Raw genomic sequence first — 14,725 nt, 5'->3', positions numbered from 1 at the left:
CACAGAGGTGAAGACTATGAAGGAAACGTTCGACTGGCCCGTGAGGGTCGGCGTGCAAGGCTCTGGGCGATTCGCAGTGCTGTCATCTGCGTTCGGTGACGGCTACGCCCAAACGGCGGCAGATGGGCTGAACAACGAAAGGCAGCAATGGCCGGTATCGTTCGTGGGATACGGAGCAGATATAGAGCCGATTCTCGCGTTCCTCCGAGCGAGAAAGGGGGCGGAGTCCTTTCTGTGGACTCCGCCCCTTGGGCAGCAAGGGCTCTACACCTGCAAGGAGTACAGCGTGACAGCGCACGGCAACGACGTACACACGCTTTCCGCCACCTTCGAACAGACGTTCCAGCCGTAAGGAGAGAACATGGCGCTTCAACCTATCAATATCGATACCGTCCAACCGAACGGCAAAAAGGGCGATCCAGCCAGGATTGCCTTCGGGAAGGTCAACGATAACGACGCGTACCTCGACGGACGGATCAGTACCGTCGCCACAGCTGCGGCCACCGCGGACACGAAGGCGACCAATGCTGGTTCTGCAGCAGCGGCGGCTGTTCCGAAGGCTGGTGGTGAAGTGGGCGCTATGACGGGGACGCTCGTCATGCGAGGCGGCGGAACGGCAGTTCGTCGCGCGAACCTCTTTCACAATGCGAATTCCTCGAATGATTTCGGAGCCAAGTGGACACTGTCCTATAACGCCAGCAATAGCGATCTGGCCGGCGTGTTCTTGGTCCCCACGGGGGCCAATGGATTCGAATCCCAGTTCCAAGTCTGGTTGAAGGATGGAGATTTCTTCAACTCCGCATACGTGTCGATGCTGGTTGTTACCCGGCAGAACGTCTCATTCCGTGGCAACAACCTCTGGCATGCAGGGAACACCACCGTGGATGCCAACAACTTCATCAAGAGAGCCTGAAAATGGAGCCCACCTGCACTGCAGCGTTCAACATCCAGCCTGACGGCGGGATCGTACTCGATGGGGACCATGCTCCTGGGACAAGCATCGGATGCTCGTTTGATGCCCTGGGCATCGCGTGCACTCGCGTTGCGACTGGCGTGTATCGGGTAGCAGGTCCGGGGATCCATCCGGCTACCGGCTGGCGCGCGAGCGTGTACCGCGACGAGAACGACGAGCAGACCATTCGCCTGGCCATCCAGCAGGAGGCGGGTGCGGTGCTTTACCTGGGCACCGATCCGGCAACCGGAGAGGCAAAGGACATTGTCTACTTGCTGACGGTACGTGTCGTCGTTGACGTTACGGAGGTCGAACAAACCGAGGATGCGGAGGTCGATGCGCCATGATCACCGCAGATGCCCAGCAGCTAGAGCCAGGTGGCCGCATCACGGTCTATGAACTGGACTGCAGCAGCTTCGGCGCTGATCAGCTGTTCTTCCACCAGCACCTGCAGTCGGGGGTGATCTGGTGGCAAGGGCAAGAGTATGGCGCTTGGCCAATCGAGGCTTCCGGCTTTGAGCGAACCAGCGATCAGCCGCCGATGCCGCGGCTGAGGGTCGGCAACCTGGATGGCCGGATCGGCTACATGTGCCGGCTATTCGGCGACCTAGCCGGTGCCAGAGTCATCCGCCGGCAGACGCTGGTGAAGTACCTGGATGCGGCCAACTTCCCCGAAGGCAATCCGTTGGCCGATCCCGGCGAGCATTTCCCGGATGAGATCTGGTTCATCGAGCGAAAGGTGTCTGAGACGGCTGAGATGGTTGAGTTCGAGCTGACCACCGCAATCGACCTCAATGGCGAGCAGCTGCCTGGTCGCCAGATCATTGCCGGGGTGTGTGGCTGGCTGATCCGTGGCGGATACCGGGGGCCATTCTGTGGCTACACCGGGTCGGCCTACTTCGACATCAACGACAACCCCGTGACGGATCCAGCCAAGGATGTATGCGCCGGCTTGGTGCGCAGCTGCAAACGACGGTTCGGTGAGGACAAGCCTCTGCCCTATGGCGGCTTCCCCGCTGCCGGCCTACTCAGAAGCTGAACTGGACGCACGCTTTACCACTTCCAGCCCGCCGCGTGCGGGCTTTTTCATGGGCGAAACCATGCTACAGAGCACCCTGCAGGCCATCCAGGCGCACGCCATGGCCGAGTATCCGCGTGAGTGCTGCGGCCTGATCGTGGCCGGCAGCGATGGCGAGGCCTACATCCCGTGTCGGAATGTGGCCACCACACCCAGCGAACACTTCCGGCTGCCGGCGGAGGACTTTGCCGACGCCGAGGACCGAGGCGAGGTGCTGGCCGTTGTGCACAGCCACCCGAACGCCCCCGCCATAGCTTCAGATGCCGATCGGGTCATGTGTGAGGCAAGCGGCCTGCCATGGCACATCGTCAGCGTTGGCCAGGTCACCGGTGCCGATCCCGAGTGCGGAGATTTCCAAACCATCGAGCCCTGTGGCTACGAGGCGCCGCTAGTGGGTCGCCAGTTCGCTCACGGCGTGCTGGATTGCTACAGCTTGGTGCGGGACTTCTATGCCCGAGATATGGGCATTCGGCTCAGTGAGTACGAGCGGGAGGACGACTGGTGGGAGAAGGGGCAGGATCTCTACAGCCTGGATCGCCTGCGCGCCGAGGGCTTTGACCTGATCCAGGGCGAGCCACAGCGTGGCGATATGGTGCTGATGCAGATCCGCTCAGAGGTGCCTAACCATGCCGGTGTCTACCTTGGCAACGGTCAGATGCTGCATCACCTGCATGGGCGGCTGTCCGAGGCCGTGATCTACGGCGGCATGTGGACAGAACGAACCCGCTTCATTGTCCGGCATCGGGAGGTCGGTCATGGTTGATGCCATTACCCGCCATATGTATGGCGAGCCCCGTCTGCGCACCATCCGCCTGTACGGTCGACTTGGTGCTCGCTTCGGCCGCAAGTTCCGCCTAGCTGTCTCCAGCCCAGCCGAGGCGATCCGGGCGCTGTGCGTTCTGCTGCCAGGCTTCAAGCAGTACCTGATGGCCGCGAAGGGAAGCGGCATGGAGTTTGCCGTCTTCGTCGGGCGCCAGAACTTGGTCAAGGAGCAGCTAAAAGACCCTCCAGGCGACGACGACATTCGCATCGCCCCGGTGATGGTTGGCGCCAAGCGCGCTGGAGCCCTACAGACGATCGTGGGCGCGGTACTCATCGTGGTGGGCGCCATCCTCTACTACACCCCGGTAGGTGTGCCCTTGATCAAGTTGGGTGTGGCCATGGCCGCCGGCGGCATCGTGCAGATGCTCTCGCCGCAGCCAACGGGACTCGGGGCAAAAGATAGCCCTGAGAATACCCCGAGCTACAGCATGAACGGCGCCGTCAACACGCAGGCGCAAGGCAATCCCGTGCCTTTGGCCTACGGCGGACATGACACCAAGGGAATGTTCACGGGCTCGGCAGTAATCAGCGGTGGCATTTACGCAGAGGAGCAGCAGTGAACGCAGCAATCATGTCTCAGCCGACGCAGCTGGCGCGTGCCTGCTCGGTCGCAGCAATCGCCGGTGCCGGTGGCAAAGGAGGCGGGAATGCCCGGACGCCTGTCGAGACGCCCGACAGCCTGCATTCCATTTCCTACGCGAAGATTCTTGACCTGACCAGCGAAGGCGAGATCCGCGGCCTGGTGGCGGGCAACCAGTCCGTCTACCTCAATGAGGTGCCGATCCAGAACAGCGACGGCACACTTAACTTTGCGGGCGTCCGCGTTGAGACTCGCGCTGGCACGCAGGATCAGGAGTACATTGCCGGCTTCCCATCGGTCGAGAACGAAGTCACGGTGGGGGTCGAGTTGCGCAGCAATGCGCCCGTCGTGCGGAGCATCTCCGGAGCAGACCTGTCGGCCGCCCGTATCCGGTTCGGCGTACCTGCGCTGCAGCGGCAGAACAGCGAGAACGGTGACACCGAAGGCTACGCGATCGAGTACGCCATCGACTTGTCCACGGACGGTGGTGCCTTCAGCACGGTGCTGACCAACGCCTTTCGCGGCAAGACAACCACCGAGTATCAGCGCAGCCACCGTATCGATCTTCCTGCCGGGTCTCAGTGGCAGGTTCGTATCCGCCGCCTCACCCCGAATGCCAGCAGTTCATTGATCGCCGATACGGTCAATGTGCTGTCGCTGACCGAGATCATCGACGCCAAGCTGCGCTATCCCAACTGCGCCTTGGCTGCTGTGCAGGTTGATGCAAGCGCCTTCCAGAACATCCCGTCCAGGGCCTACCAGATCTGGGGCCGCATCATTCGCGTCCCGAGCAACTACGATCCGATCAGCCGCGGCTACACCGGCGTGTGGGACGGAACTTTCAAGTCAGCATGGACGAACAACCCGGCATGGGTGTTCTTCGACATTGTCACCAACAACCGGTTCGGGCTTGGCAACCGCATCCCATTGGATTGGGTCGACAAGTGGCGTTTGTATGAAATCGCACAGTACTGCGATCAGCTGGTCAGCGATGGCGTCGGGGGTATGGAGCCCCGCTTTACCTGCAGCTTGTACCTGCAGACCAGATCTGACGCCTACCGGGTGCTGCAGGACATGGCCAGCATGTTCCGCGGGATCAGCTTCTATGCCGGTGGCCAGGTCATGGCTGCAGCCGACATGCCAAAGGACCCGGTCTACACCTATAGCCAATCCAACGTGGTGGAAGGAAAATTCACATATGAGGGCAGTGGCCGCAAAGCCCGGCACACCGTAGCGCTGGTGTCCTGGACTGACCCGGACGACTTCGGCCGGCAGAAGGTCGAGCCCGTGCAACTGTTGGGCGCTAAATTCGGCATTGCCCGGTATGGCGTGAACCAGGTGGAGGTCACGGCGCTGGGTTGCCATTCGCGGTCGCAGGCGCAGCGCGTTGGTAATCACATCCTCTACAGCGAGAACCTGGAAACGGAGACGGTCACGTTCGAGGTGGGCCTGGATGCCCTGAACTGCACGCCGGGTGACGTGATCCAGGTGGGCGATGCCAACCGCGCAGGTCGCCGCAATTCAGGTCGAATCAGCGCCGCTGGCGGGAACAGCCTCACGCTGGACGCTGTGCCGCCGTCAATGCAGGTCGGAGACCTCCTGCGCGCCACGCTGCCGAGCGGCAAGACCGAAGCCCGTACCATCAACGGGATCAACCCAGAGACGCGTGTGGTCACTGTCTCGGCGCCTTGGAGCGCGGTGCCGGTGGAGCAGTCGATCTGGGCAACCGAGTCGGCTGACCTGGTCCTTCAACAGTTCCGCGTCCTGAGCATCGCCGAGACCGAGGGGCTCAACTACCGCATCACCGCGCTGCAGCACCGCCCGGACAAGTTCGCGGCCATAGATGACGGCACCCGGCTGGAGCCGCCGCCGATCAGCATCGTGCCGCCCAGCGTTCAGCCGGCACCGGCCAACGTGCGCATGTCCTCGCATGTGGTGATCGACCAGGGCATTGCAACGCCGGTGCTGACCATCGAGTGGGATGCGGCCGACAAGGCGATTGCCTACGACGTGGAGTGGCGCAGGGATGACTTGAACTGGGTGCGCGCGGGTCGGGTGTCCACGACCAGTGCCGAAGTGCGTGGCGTCTATGCAGGCAAGTACCTGGCCCGGGTGCGATCGGTGAACGCGCTAAATGCGGTGTCGCAGCCAACCCTTAGTGCCCTGACGGACATTCACGGCAAAACGGAGCCGCCGCCGGCGCTCACCTCGCTGACGGCAGCGTCGGTGGTGTTCGGCATCCAGCTGGCCTGGACCTTCCCGCCCGGGGCAACCGACACCGAGCGCACCGAGATCTGGCGCAGCGCGGGCCCGAATCTTGAAAGCGCGACGAAGCTGGGCGATTTCGCCTATCCCCAGAACCGGCACCGGCTCGATGGCCTGGCCGCCGGCGCGAAGTTCTACTTCTGGGGTCGGTTGGTGGACCGCAGCGGCAACATCGGGCCGTGGTATCCCGCTGGCGCTGGTGTCGTGGGCGAGTCGAGCACCGACGTGACCGAGTACGACGCCTATTTCTCTGGCCTCATCAACAAGAGCGCGCTGGGGCGGGAGCTGCTGTCGGAGATCGAGAGCATCAGCAGTATCGCGCCGTTGATCTGGGCCGCAGATGCCACGTACGAATCGGGCCAGACGGTGGTGCACAACGGCAAGATCTGGTTGTGGACCGACGCCGCGCCCGGCAACGAGGAGCCCCCGGGCACGAAGTGGAAGAGCGTCGGTGATGCGGTGGCCGAGGCCGGTGCGTTGGCCGGGCGGATCGATCAGCTGGAGCTGGATGTTACGGAGGTGGACGGCAAGGTCACGGCGGTGGGCAACCGCGTAGATGGCCTGGTGGCGCAATACAGCGCGGAGCACGCCGGCGATGGGGACTGGAACGCGGGCGATGAGGACGCGTTTGCCGGCACGATCACCACGCTTACGGTCATCGCCAGCGGAGACTACGCGCTGGGCCGGCGTGTGGATACCACCGAAGCAGCGGTAGGCGAGACCCGGGCGATGGTGCAGGCCACCTCGCAGGCTCTGGTCGACTTGGACGGACAGATCAGCGCGTCGTACAGCCTGAAGCTGCAGATTGCAGCCAACGGCCAGTACTACGCAGCTGGCATGGGCATCGGCATCGAGAACCAGCCGGACGGCAGCTACCAGAGCCAGGTGCTGTTTACCGCCGACCGTTTCGCGTTCGTCAACCTGGTCAACGGGCAGCTGACCTCGCCGTTCGTGATCCAGGGCGGCCAGACCTTCATCAACCAGGCCCTGATCGGCACCGCGTGGATCACCAGCGCCAAGATCGCCGATGCAGCGATCACCAACGCGAAGATCAGCGGGGCGATCCAATCCGATGACTACTTGCCTGGACAGACTGGCTGGCGGATCAACAAGGCTGCCGGCGGCGGGTTCGAGTTCAATGCCAGTGTAGCCGGCGGGTATCAGCTGAACATCACGAACCAGGGCATTTACATCCGCTACCCGAACGGGAATCTCGCCGTGGAGCTTGGAGTACTGCAGTAATGGTCGACATTGGGCTGAGGGTTCGGACCGAGAGCGGGTACGTGGAGACGTCGGTCACCACCAAGCTATCGAAGATGATCGGGTCGTACACGTTCCCGCTCTACAGTCCTGTGAACTCCAACAACAAGTGGGTGGCTCCGCCCGAGGCGAATGGAGGGCTCGTCGTCAACGACTTCTCAGGCGGCGAGCCTTTCTACTACTTCACCTGCGAGGGCCAACGATCTGTGTACGGGATGCTGGTCCCGTCGGTGACCATCTCGGGTAACAGCATTATCTGGAGCTGGGATCCTGACGTTGTGAACTACCACGTCAGGATGGAGATGTTCCCGAGCAAGCCCACGACGGACACCGTCGGCGGCATCACCCTTCATTACGGGATATACAGCTGATGGCCGTTGGACTACGCGTGCGGAACCAGGGAACCGGGCAGATCCAGATTGGTGCTGGGTATCGGAACTTGCAGCTGGCCAAGTCCGGGACGCTGAACACTGGGACCTTCTCCGGCGGCGGGACCGGCGGCTCGCCGCCGTTTGCGTCATGGTCGCCGAGCGGGGTCCTGGCTTCAACGAGCGGGACCACGAATCTCCACGTCTGCCGCTACATCAACGACAGCGTTGCAACTACGACGGGATTCACTCTGGTTCAGACCGGGGTGACGTGTTTCGTCTACGCCTCCAACCAAGCGCCGAACAAGACACTGGAGTACTACACGTTCAACGCGACCGAGCGTGCGGCCAGCGGACCGGTTGGTCTGCGCATGCGCGGTGAGGACGGCACGGTCTTCTACGACTCCAGGCGCAAGGGCCTACGGGTGCTTCAAGTGGTCGCGCTGCCAACCGTCCCAGGGCCGCCCGTAGAGATCGGCCAGTTCTTCCCAGGGACGAAGATCGGCATTGCCATCCCGTCGCCGCGCTTCTACTACTTCTCGCAGTCACAGGACCGGTGCACCATGAATGCCGATCATTTCCACATGACCAGTGACAACCGGATCTTCCTATCGCGGTTGCAGGTGACTCAACAGACCCTGATCACCAACACCTTCCCGGTGGGCGGTGTGACGATGGGCCCTCAGAACGCCACGATCTTCATCGTGGACCTGACCGAGGTTCCGCTGGGGTTCGGTTGACACAGCGGTATTGTTGGCTGTGGGGACTGGGTCATGTCGCGGATTTGCAAGTACAGCTAGGATGGGCCGGCGAGCAAGGGGCTCGCGATTGAAGAAATGGAGATGTCCGTGAAAGCATGCCTTTTGGGAATTTCGTTGCTTCTGGCAGCCGGAACCGCAGCCTCGGCTCCTGCCAGCCAATCCGATCTGTCCGCCGCGGCAAATGCAGCAGTTCAGATGAGCCCGACGTTGGCCGTGCCGCCCGGAGTGACCTTGAGCGAGGTCCTGCGAATCTACAGACCGAACCTTGGCTCACACATGAGCGTCAACTGGGACTACGGTCCCTCGTTGGAGGCGGGATGGCATATCGAGGGCACATTAGGATTCATCTCCTCGACTCCCTTTGAGAACAGCGCGCCAATTCGTGAGTGTGTATCGCATACTCCTTGGGACACCTTCAGTAGCATCGACGTGAACTGTGAGGGCCAGCCGATGCTCCCCCAGCCGAAGCTGCGGGGCTACATCTCGCAAGCCCAGCTGCCAGGTACTGTTCCCCTGTACCGCTGCCGCCATCTCTGGGAGGGGAAGTCGCGGCATTTTGATACCCTTCGCGCGGATTGCGACGGGGCGCCTGGCGCTATCCTTGACGGTCCTTTGGGTTACGTCTTCATGTGATCCCCTGCTGCCCAGCTACGGCTGGGCAGTTCGAGCGAAGGGCAATAGCAGATCCTCACTGTTGTTCCGGGGCGTATTGACCGCGCGGCTGACCCGGTAGGCCTCCATTGCTGGCGGCTCGCTGGCCAGCAGCATGGCCATGGCGTCGTCCGGGCTCGCCGCCATCCATTCATCGATCTGGCCGGCCTGCAGCCACACCGGCATGCGGTCGTGGATGTTGGCCGAGACGCCGCTGCTGTCGCCGGTGATGATGGTGAAGGTTCCCAGGTTGCCGTCGGGCAGTAGGGGGCTGGTGTCCTCCCACAGGCCGGCAGCCAGCAGCGGCGCTTCTTGAAGGCCGACCGAAATGCTGGCTTGGTGGCCACCGTCTCGATCCGGGCGTTGATGGTCTAGCCCTGCAGCTTCTTGTCCTTCGCCCAGAACCGCAGTAGGCCCCGCGCCATCCGGGTGACCTGCCGGCCTTCGCCGCGGTCCAGAATCACCGAGGCGCGCTGTGTCGGCGCCAGGTTGTAGCTGGGCTGGATCTCGGCCAGGCCGGAGGCAAGGTCAGCCAGCCCCGGCTGGCCGAAGTCGATCACGGGGAGCTGGACGAATCGGCCGCACATGGCAGGAGGGTAGTCCTGCCGGGCGTGCCCAGAATGTGTTGGGCACGGGCCCTGATAGGATCTGGTCTAGACCTCAATGGCAGGAACAGCAGTGGGCAAAAAGGACGTGATAGTGGGCCTTGTGATTCTCCTGATCCTAGCCGTCTCTTACTTTCAGGTTAGAGAGAGTCGGCGAGCCGAGCAGGAAGAAGCCCGGACGAAGTGCATCAAAGAATCGTACGAGCGCGCTGACTACTACGGTGGCACTCAGAATGAGAACTACAGGATGTGCTTGGAAGAGCATTCTGAAGCCGGGGCTGTATTCCCGCAGGACTAGCGGCATACGCCACTGCTCTGAACGACTTTCCTACCACTCGCTTGAAGTCAATCACTATCTGGCTCCGAGGCAGAAGTTGGCGCCGGCCGGAGTATCAGTGAATGAGGCAGCGGCTGGTGAAGGGGATCTCGATGTAGCGAACTTGGTGCGAGCTGCGTGTAGCGCTTCAGCGATTTCCAATCCTTGTGGCCGGTCACGATTGCGACCTCTGGAATGGTGTACCCCTGCTCAAACAGCCTGGACGTTCCCTCGTGACGCAGATCGTGGAAGTGAAGATTCTCGATCTGTAGCCGGTTGCAGGCGCGGCGAAATGATGCACCGATGCTGTCTGCCTTATAGGGGAAGATCAGCGCGCCATTGCGGGGCTGACTGTCAATGATCGCCGCCGTCCGCCCCAGCAGTGGCACCCATTGATGGTTGCCCTTCTTGTCCTTGGGATCCTTTCTGTCCCGGATCAGGATCATCGGCTTCTCGCCGCCTTGGTAGTCGTCCCAGCGCAGTGCGACAATCTCACCCATGCGCATGGCCGAATCGATGGCGAACGGGATCAGGTCGCGCATCGGGATGGCGCCGAAGTTGAACTTGTAGAAGGCAGCCAGCTCGTCAAGCTCATGGGCCGTAGGGCGCCGATCGCGCTCCTCTGGCTTGGCGATGGCTCCGGCGCGTCGCAGCACTGGTCGGACGGCAGTGACCACGTCGGGGATGGTCATGTTCCATAGCGACCGAGCAGCGGCCAGGGCCTCAGCCAGAAACCCGAGTTCCATTGCCATCGTCGCCGGTCCCGGGGCCTTACCGCCATTCAGTGCAGCGGACGGATTCGTCCTGTCCCGGATGTGGTTCAAAATGTCCTGGCCGGTGAGGCTGGACACCTCTCGGTCGCCTAGGCTTTCAACCCATCTGCGCAGGTTCCCGCGCTTGGTGGCCGAGATGGGTTTGAAGCGGTCCATCTCCTTGATGTACCGATCAATGAGGGTTTCCAGCGTCATGCTCTCCTGCGGCGGAGGCAGGCCAGCCCGAAGGGCGTCTTCTGTAATGCGAGCCCAATCCTCAGCGGCCTTGCGACCGTTGAAGGTCTTCGAGGCGGTAGGATGGGGCTTGATGCGGACCATTGCCCGCCATTTCTTTCCGCGCTTTTCGACTACTGCCATGTCTTGGTGCACTCCCCGCTGCTTGGTGCAGCAGGGGTACATTACACCGGGATTGGCAGGGGAAAACAGGGACTTACAGGGAGTCCCAGCGCACCAAGGATGCACCGAAACATGCGTAAGACATTGAATTTGAAAGATATCCGCCTTTCCGTGGCCCCCATGATGGACTGGACCGATCGCCATTGCCGCGTGTTCCATCGCGTGCTGGCACCGGGTGTGCGCCTGTACACGGAAATGGTGCACGCCAACGCGGTCATCCACGGCGATCGCGCGCGCCTGCTCGGCTTCGACCGCAGCGAACAGCCGCTGGCGCTGCAGCTGGGGGGCAGCGATCCCGCGCTGCTGGCGCAGGCTGCGCGCATCGCTGCCGACTGGGGCTACGACGAGGTCAACCTCAACTGCGGCTGCCCGTCCGACCGCGTGCAGGCCGGGCGCTTCGGCGCCTGCCTGATGCGCGAGCCGATGCTCGTGGCCGAGTGCGTGGCGGCGATGGTCGATGCCGTCGAGATCCCGGTGACGGTGAAGTGCCGCCTGGGCGTGGACGAGGACAACGACTACGACGTGTTCGCCGCCTTCGTCGACCGCCAGGTCGCCGCAGGTGCCGCGATGGTGGTGGTGCACGCGCGCAACGCGTGGCTGAAGGGCCTGTCGCCGAAGGAGAACCGCGAGGTTCCGCCGCTGAAGTACGACTGGGCCTACCGCCTGAAGCAGGAGCGCCCGGCGCTGCCGGTGGTGCTCAACGGCGGCCTGGCCAGCGTCGAGGCGGTGCAGGCGCAGGCCGCGCACGTCGATGGCGTGATGCTGGGCCGCGCGGCCTACCACGATCCCTACCTGCTGCATCAGCTGGAGGCGCTGCAGACCGGCGCCCCGCTGCAGGCCCGCGGCGACCTGCTGCGCGCGCTGCGTCCCTACGTGGAAGCGCGCCTGGGCGAAGGCCTGGCGCTGAAGCACATCACCCGCCACCTGCTCGGCCTGTTCCATGGCCAGCCCGGTGGCCGCGCATTCCGCCAGGTGCTGAGCGAGGGCGCACACCGCCCGGGCGCCGATTGGAGCCTGGTCGAGCAGGCGCTTGCCGCGACCGAACGCGACGCTGATCGCGCCGCAGCGTGACCGCTGTCACATTCCTGACTTGACAAGGCGCGGCGATTCGTTCCGAATGTTCACCTAGCTGAACATCGTGGGGTCGCGGCCGGAAAAGTTCAGACCGGATTCACTGCCCCAAACCAAGAATTTGCAAAGGATTTGTAAAGCGCCGGGCCCCGAACCCGGCATCCGGATTTACGACTTTTGAACGAATCGCCGTGCTCGGCTAGGATCGCATCGATGTCTTCCGCTCCCTTCCATCGCCGCATTGCCCTGGCCACCTGCGTGGTCCTGTCGGCCGTGCCGCTGTCGTCGGCGCTGGCACAGCAGCCGCCGCGGGGTGAGCAGGGGCGTGCGGAGATGATGGAGCGGGGCGAGCGCGGCAACCGTGGCGACGAGCGTTCGCTGTCCGATGCCGTGCGCCGCGTGCAGCGCACCACGGGTGGTCACATCCTCGGTGCCGAGCGCGTGCCGTTCGATGGTCGTGATATCAACCGGGTGAAGTACATGGACGACCGGGGCCGGGTCCGCTACATGGACGACCCCGCCCCGTCGCGTTCACAGCCGCGCACGCCGCGGTCGGATATGTCATCACTACGCGGCGATAACCCCTGAACAGGGATAGTTGTCGCTATCAACCCGTACCCCACAGGCCTCCGGGCCACACCCAGGACACTAGGGAGAGTTCATGCGTATCCTTCTGGTCGAAGACGAAGCCCCGCTGCGTGAGACCCTGGCAGCCCGGCTCAAGCGCGAAGGCTTTGCCGTCGATGCTGCGCAGGACGGCGAGGAAGGCCTCTACATGGGGCGCGAAGTTCCGTTCGATGTCGGCATCATCGACCTCGGCCTGCCCAAGATGTCGGGCATGGAGCTGATCAAGGCCCTGCGTGATGAAGGCAAGAAGTTCCCGGTGCTGATCCTGACCGCGCGTTCGAGCTGGCAGGACAAGGTCGAGGGCCTGAAGCAGGGTGCCGACGATTATCTGGTCAAGCCGTTCCACGTCGAAGAGCTGCTGGCCCGCGTCAACGCGTTGCTGCGCCGCGCCGCCGGCTGGAGCAAGCCGACCCTGGAATGCGGCCCGGTCGCATTGGACCTCGCCGCCCAGACCGTCAGCGTGGCCGGCAGCAATGTCGACCTGACCAGCTACGAGTACAAGGTGCTGGAGTACCTGATGATGCATGCCGGTGAACTGGTCTCCAAGGCCGACCTCACCGAGCACATCTACCAGCAGGACTTCGACCGCGACTCGAACGTGCTGGAGGTGTTCATCGGCCGCCTGCGCAAGAAGCTGGACCCGGATGGCGAACTGAAGCCGATCGAGACCGTGCGCGGTCGCGGCTACCGTTTCGCGATCCCGCGCAACGAGGGCTGAGCCGGCTCACCCTGGCGATAACACGATGTCCGGCCGTCTGTGGTTCTTCCGACGCTGGCGGCCACGCTCACTGCAGGCGCGCCAGATGCTCGCCGCGTCCGTGGGCCTGGTGGCGTTCCTGGCCCTGGCCGGTTACGCGCTCGACGCCGCCTTCGCCGACACGGCGAAGGCGAACCTGCGTGAGCGCCTGAAGAACTACGCCACCTCCTACGCGGCCGGCATCGACTTCACCCGCGACCGCTCGCTGTACATCCGCGAGCAGCCGCCGGATTCCCGCTTCGACGTGCCCGGCAGTGGCCTGTACCTGCAGGTGGTGATGCCGCACGGCAAGGGCAATTCGATGTCCGCTGAAGGCCCGATGCTGCCCACCGTGGGCGGCGGCCTGCTGGCACCGCGCCAGGAAGTGTTCGAAGGCCCGCTGCCGATGATCCAGATCGACGGCAGCCAGGGCTCGGTGTACCGCTATGGCCTGGGCCTGGTGTGGGGCGCCGATGCCGACCCCGCCACCGAATTCCCGTACACCATCTATGTGATGGAAGACTCGCGCGCGCTGGGTGCCCAGCTGCGCGTGTTCCGTGGCCGCGTCTGGTTCTACCTGGGCGGCATCGGCCTGATCCTGCTGCTGCTGCAGACCGTCATCCTGCAGTGGAGCCTGCGCCCGTTGCGCCGGGTGATCACCGAGTTGACCAAGGTGCAGCGCGGCGAGACCGAGCGCATGAGCGAGCGCCACCCGCGCGAGCTGGAACCGCTGACCGACAGCATCAACGCCTTCATCGAAAGCGAGCGCGAGAACCTCGAGCGCCAGCGCAACACCCTGGCCGACCTGGCGCACAGCCTGAAAACGCCGATTGCCGTGTTGCGCACGCAGATGGACAGTGGTGCCGGCGACGGCGCGCTGCGTGAGGAACTGGACGTGCAGCTGCAGCGCATGAACAACCTGGTTTCGTACCAGCTGGCACGCGCGGCCTCGTCGGGCCACAAGCTGTTCTCCGCGCCGCTGCCGATCGAGTCCAATGCCGAGGAAATCGTGCGTGGGCTGGAAAAGGTCTACGCTTCCAAGGGCGTGCTGTGCGAGTTCGATATCGATCCGGCCGCACGCTTCCACGGCGAACCGGGCGACCTGCAGGAACTGCTCGGCAACCTGCTGGAGAACGCCTTCAAGTGGGCCAACCGCCGCGTGCTGCTGACCGCGCAGCCGCTGCCGGCCCCGAACGCGCGCCGCGCCGGCCTGCTGCTGGCGGTGGATGACGACGGCCCGGGCATTGCCCCGGACGACATCGGCAAGGTGCTGCAGCGTGGCGTGCGTGGCGACGAGCGCGTGCAGGGCCACGGCATCGGCCTGTCGATCGTGCAGGACCTGATCAAGGATTACCGCGGCGAACTGACCGTGGGCCGTTCGGCCGAACTGGGCGGCGCCCGCTTCGAAGTGCGCCTGCCGCCAGGGCCGTAAGCCTCGTTGATCGGTAGTGCTGGCCGCTGGCC

General features: G+C 63.6%; 14 protein-coding genes and 1 pseudogene. 13 read left to right on the top strand and 2 right to left on the bottom strand.

The window, feature by feature from the left end; genetic code table 11:
- Positions 1-16 precede the first annotated feature (16 nt).
- From VG561_RS03070 to VG561_RS03030, 9 genes are all read left to right on the top strand, one after another.
- On the top strand, positions 17-352 hold the full coding sequence (locus tag VG561_RS03070) for a phage tail protein (protein ID WP_322546928.1): 336 nt from the start codon (positions 17-19) through the stop codon (positions 350-352).
- A 9-nt stretch (positions 353-361) separates the two neighbouring features.
- Positions 362-913, top strand: coding sequence for a hypothetical protein (locus VG561_RS03065; protein WP_322546929.1), 552 nt, complete (start codon positions 362-364; stop codon positions 911-913).
- Positions 914-1,107: 194 nt separating this feature from the next.
- Complete coding sequence (locus VG561_RS03060; RefSeq protein WP_139924373.1) at positions 1,108-1,299, top strand: hypothetical protein; 192 nt, start codon at positions 1,108-1,110, stop codon at positions 1,297-1,299.
- Positions 1,296-1,991: a phage minor tail protein L gene (locus VG561_RS03055; RefSeq protein ID WP_322546930.1), complete on the top strand. Its 696-nt coding sequence runs from the start codon at positions 1,296-1,298 to the stop codon at positions 1,989-1,991. The genes VG561_RS03060 and VG561_RS03055 overlap by 4 nt, the downstream gene beginning before the upstream one ends.
- On the top strand, positions 1,954-2,793 hold the full coding sequence (locus VG561_RS03050; RefSeq protein WP_423179367.1) for a C40 family peptidase: 840 nt from the start codon (positions 1,954-1,956) through the stop codon (positions 2,791-2,793). The genes VG561_RS03055 and VG561_RS03050 overlap by 38 nt, the downstream gene beginning before the upstream one ends.
- The gene (locus VG561_RS03045; RefSeq protein WP_322546733.1) at positions 2,786-3,412 is read left to right on the top strand and encodes a tail assembly protein; all 627 of its coding nucleotides are present in this window, start codon (positions 2,786-2,788) and stop codon (positions 3,410-3,412) included. The genes VG561_RS03050 and VG561_RS03045 overlap by 8 nt, the downstream gene beginning before the upstream one ends.
- Positions 3,409-6,939 carry a host specificity protein J gene (locus VG561_RS03040; protein ID WP_322546734.1) on the top strand — a complete coding sequence of 1,177 codons (3,531 nt, stop codon included), beginning with the start codon at positions 3,409-3,411 and terminating at the stop codon, positions 6,937-6,939. The genes VG561_RS03045 and VG561_RS03040 overlap by 4 nt, the downstream gene beginning before the upstream one ends.
- Complete coding sequence (locus VG561_RS03035) at positions 6,939-7,328, top strand: hypothetical protein (RefSeq protein WP_322546735.1); 390 nt, start codon at positions 6,939-6,941, stop codon at positions 7,326-7,328. Before VG561_RS03040 ends, VG561_RS03035 begins: the two co-directional genes overlap by 1 nt.
- A gap of 68 nt (positions 7,329-7,396) precedes the next feature.
- The gene (locus VG561_RS03030; protein ID WP_322546736.1) at positions 7,397-8,065 is read left to right on the top strand and encodes a hypothetical protein; all 669 of its coding nucleotides are present in this window, start codon (positions 7,397-7,399) and stop codon (positions 8,063-8,065) included.
- 669 nt (positions 8,066-8,734) lie between these two features.
- Here VG561_RS03030 and VG561_RS03025 read toward each other — a convergent pair.
- Positions 8,735-9,324 (bottom strand): annotated as a pseudogene (locus VG561_RS03025) (SOS response-associated peptidase).
- Between the two features lie 363 nt (positions 9,325-9,687).
- A complete protein-coding gene (locus tag VG561_RS03020) occupies positions 9,688-10,788 on the bottom strand; it encodes a site-specific integrase (RefSeq protein ID WP_322546737.1) in 1,101 nt (366 codons plus the stop codon).
- Positions 10,789-10,899: 111 nt separating this feature from the next.
- Here VG561_RS03020 and dusA point away from each other — a divergent pair, with 111 nt between their 5' ends.
- From dusA to VG561_RS03000, 4 genes are all read left to right on the top strand, one after another.
- Positions 10,900-11,898, top strand: a complete 999-nt coding sequence (gene dusA, locus VG561_RS03015) for a tRNA dihydrouridine(20/20a) synthase DusA (protein WP_423179366.1) — start codon at positions 10,900-10,902, stop codon at positions 11,896-11,898.
- Between the two features lie 213 nt (positions 11,899-12,111).
- Positions 12,112-12,486, top strand: a complete 375-nt coding sequence (locus tag VG561_RS03010; protein WP_014645619.1) for a hypothetical protein — start codon at positions 12,112-12,114, stop codon at positions 12,484-12,486.
- Between the two features lie 73 nt (positions 12,487-12,559).
- Positions 12,560-13,243 (top strand): response regulator transcription factor, encoded by a 684-nt coding sequence (locus tag VG561_RS03005; protein ID WP_004136763.1) that lies wholly within the window; start codon positions 12,560-12,562, stop codon positions 13,241-13,243.
- A gap of 25 nt (positions 13,244-13,268) precedes the next feature.
- The gene (locus VG561_RS03000) at positions 13,269-14,693 is read left to right on the top strand and encodes a sensor histidine kinase (protein WP_014645620.1); all 1,425 of its coding nucleotides are present in this window, start codon (positions 13,269-13,271) and stop codon (positions 14,691-14,693) included.
- Positions 14,694-14,725: the final 32 nt, after the last annotated feature.

This window comes from Stenotrophomonas sp. CASM110 (genome assembly GCF_049384345.1).
In the GTDB taxonomy this organism is placed as follows: Bacteria; Pseudomonadota; Gammaproteobacteria; order Xanthomonadales; family Xanthomonadaceae; genus Stenotrophomonas; species Stenotrophomonas muris.
This window is presented reverse-complemented; position numbering and strand designations above follow the sequence as displayed.

Excerpts from the sequence above, each read along its gene's own strand:
- VG561_RS03005 (WP_004136763.1), top strand. The coding sequence starts at position 12,560 with ATGCGTATCCTTCTGGTCGAAGACGAAGCCCCGCTGCGTGAGACCCTG.
- VG561_RS03000 (WP_014645620.1), top strand. The coding sequence starts at position 13,269 with ATGTCCGGCCGTCTGTGGTTCTTCCGACGCTGGCGGCCACGCTCACTG.
- VG561_RS03070 (WP_322546928.1), top strand. The coding sequence starts at position 17 with ATGAAGGAAACGTTCGACTGGCCCGTGAGGGTCGGCGTGCAAGGCTCT.
- dusA (WP_423179366.1), top strand. The coding sequence starts at position 10,900 with ATGCGTAAGACATTGAATTTGAAAGATATCCGCCTTTCCGTGGCCCCC.
- VG561_RS03035 (WP_322546735.1), top strand. The coding sequence starts at position 6,939 with ATGGTCGACATTGGGCTGAGGGTTCGGACCGAGAGCGGGTACGTGGAG.
- VG561_RS03055 (WP_322546930.1), top strand. The coding sequence starts at position 1,296 with ATGATCACCGCAGATGCCCAGCAGCTAGAGCCAGGTGGCCGCATCACG.
- VG561_RS03045 (WP_322546733.1), top strand. The coding sequence starts at position 2,786 with ATGGTTGATGCCATTACCCGCCATATGTATGGCGAGCCCCGTCTGCGC.
- VG561_RS03020 (WP_322546737.1), bottom strand. The coding sequence starts at position 10,788 with ATGGCAGTAGTCGAAAAGCGCGGAAAGAAATGGCGGGCAATGGTCCGC.
- VG561_RS03050 (WP_423179367.1), top strand. The coding sequence starts at position 1,954 with ATGGCGGCTTCCCCGCTGCCGGCCTACTCAGAAGCTGAACTGGACGCA.
- VG561_RS03065 (WP_322546929.1), top strand. The coding sequence starts at position 362 with ATGGCGCTTCAACCTATCAATATCGATACCGTCCAACCGAACGGCAAA.
- VG561_RS03010 (WP_014645619.1), top strand. The coding sequence starts at position 12,112 with ATGTCTTCCGCTCCCTTCCATCGCCGCATTGCCCTGGCCACCTGCGTG.